We start from the raw sequence: 2500 nt of genomic DNA, 5'->3' as shown, positions 1-2500 counted from the left end.
ACGGCGTACCTTTTGTATAATGGGTCATCGACTTGGTCTTACGAGCAAGCTTAAGCCGTTAGGTGTAGGCGCAGCGAAAGCGAGTCTTAATAGGGCGAATGAGTTCGTGGGATCAGACCCGAAACCGAGTGATCTAGCCATGGCCAGGATGAAGGTAAGGTAACACTTACTGGAGGTCCGAACCCACACCTGTTGAAAAAGGTCGGGATGAGCTGTGGCTAGGGGTGAAAGGCCAATCAAACTCGGAGATAGCTGGTTCTCTGCGAAATCTATTTAGGTAGAGCGTCGGACGAATACCCTCGGGGGTAGAGCACTGGATGGGTAATGGGGCCCCACAGGCTTACTGATCCTAACCAAACTCCGAATACCGAGGAGTACTATCCGGCAGACACACAGCGGGTGCTAACGTCCGTTGTGGAGAGGGAAACAACCCTGACCGACAGTTAAGGCCCCTAATTCATGGCTAAGTGGGAAAGCAGGTGGGACGACCAAAACAACCAGGAGGTTGGCTTAGAAGCAGCCATCCTTTAAAGATAGCGTAACAGCTCACTGGTCTAAATAAGTTGTCCTGCGGCGAAGATGTAACGGGGCTCAAGCCATGAGCCGAAACTTCGGGTGTGCATATGCACGCGGTAGCAGAGCGTGGTGTGATATAGTTCCATGCGTCCTTAGTGCCCTCGGGTACATTGGACGCAAGGAACTTTCTGTGAAGCCGGGCTGTAAGGCATCCGGTGGAGAGATCACCAGTGAGAATGATGACATGAGTAGCGACAAAGAGGGTGAGAGACCCTCTCGCCGAAAATCCAAGGGTTCCTGCTTAAAGCTAATCTGAGCAGGGTAAGCCGACCCCTAAGGCGAGGCCGAAAGGCGTAGTCGATGGGAACCAGGTTAATATTCCTGGGCCAGGAGATGGTGACGGATCTCGAAGATTGTTCGACCTTATTGGATTGGTCGGGCCGTTTAGAGGTTCCTGGAAATAGCCCTCCATTAGATCGTACCCTAAACCGACACAGGTGGATAGGTAGAGAATACCAAGGCGCTTGAGAGAACGACGTTGAAGGAACTCGGCAAAATACCTCCGTAAGTTCGCGAGAAGGAGGCCCCGTTCGTAGGCAACTATGGGCGGGGGGCACAAACCAGGGGGTGGCGACTGTTTACTTAAAACACAGGGCTCTGCGAAGTCGTAAGACGACGTATAGGGTCTGACGCCTGCCCGGTGCCGGAAGGTTAAAAGGAGGAGTGCAAGCTCCGAATTGAAGCCCCGGTAAACGGCGGCCGTAACTATAACGGTCCTAAGGTAGCGAAATTCCTTGTCGGGTAAGTTCCGACCTGCACGAATGGCGTAACGACCTCCCCGCTGTCTCCAACGTCGACTCAGCGAAATTGAATTGCCTGTCAAGATGCAGGCTACCCGCGGTTAGACGGAAAGACCCCGTGCACCTTTACTATAGCTTCGCACTGGCATCAGGTACAGCATGTGCAGGATAGGTGGTAGGCTTTGAAGCAGGGACGCCAGTCCCTGTGGAGCCTTCCTTGAGATACCACCCTTGCTTTGCTTGATGTCTAACCGCGGTCCGTTATCCGGATCCGGGACCCTGCGTGGTGGGTAGTTTGACTGGGGCGGTCGCCTCCCAAACAGTAACGGAGGCGCGCGAAGGTTGGCTCAGAGCGGTCGGAAATCGCTCGTTGAGTGCAATGGCAGAAGCCAGCCTGACTGCAAGACTGACAAGTCGAGCAGAGACGAAAGTCGGCCATAGTGATCCGGTGGTCCCGAGTGGAAGGGCCATCGCTCAACGGATAAAAGGTACGCCGGGGATAACAGGCTGATACTGCCCAAGAGTCCATATCGACGGCAGTGTTTGGCACCTCGATGTCGGCTCATCTCATCCTGGGGCTGGAGCAGGTCCCAAGGGTATGGCTGTTCGCCATTTAAAGAGGTACGTGAGCTGGGTTTAGAACGTCGTGAGACAGTTCGGTCCCTATCTTCCGTGGGTGTAGGATACTTGAGAGGAGTTGCCCCTAGTACGAGAGGACCGGGGTGAACGTTCCACTGGTGGACCAGTTATCGTGCCAACGGTAGTGCTGGGTAGCTATGAACGGAAAGGATAACCGCTGAAGGCATCTAAGCGGGAAGCCCCCCTCAAAACAAGGTATCCCTGAGGACCGTGGTAGACCACCACGTCGATAGGCCGGAGATGTAAGTGCAGCAATGCATTCAGTTGACCGGTACTAATGGTCCGATAGGCTTGATTTGATCCAGTAATAACAACATCAAATCAAAAGCATACACACACAGTTACTGTACTCGACTTGGACAATTGGTTTTTACTCGGTCTGGTGGCTATAGCACGAGCAAAACACCCGGTCCCTTTCCGAACCCGGCCGTTAAGTGCCGTCGCGCTGATGGTACTGCGTCTTAAGGCGTGGGAGAGTAAGTCACCGCCAGACCTAGTAAAAACCAATAAATCTCTCTAAAACGATGAAAAATACCCCAGCCAGT

At 53.4% G+C, this 2500-nt stretch carries 2 rRNA genes (1 of these 2 cut by a window edge); both read left to right on the top strand.

Features of this window, described 5'->3' with window-relative positions:
- Positions 1–2254 (top strand): 23S ribosomal RNA (locus BVC71_RS15260); it begins 576 nt to the left of the window's first position.
- A gap of 79 nt (positions 2255–2333) precedes the next feature.
- A 5S ribosomal RNA gene (gene rrf / locus BVC71_RS15255) occupies positions 2334–2448 on the top strand.
- The last annotated feature ends 52 nt before the right edge of the window (positions 2449–2500 follow it).

The organism is Marivivens niveibacter, assembly GCF_002150005.2.
GTDB classification, from domain to species: Bacteria; Pseudomonadota; Alphaproteobacteria; order Rhodobacterales; family Rhodobacteraceae; genus Marivivens; species Marivivens niveibacter.
The sequence above is the reverse complement of the archived record's forward strand: the minus strand, read 5'-3'. Positions and strand labels throughout refer to the sequence as shown.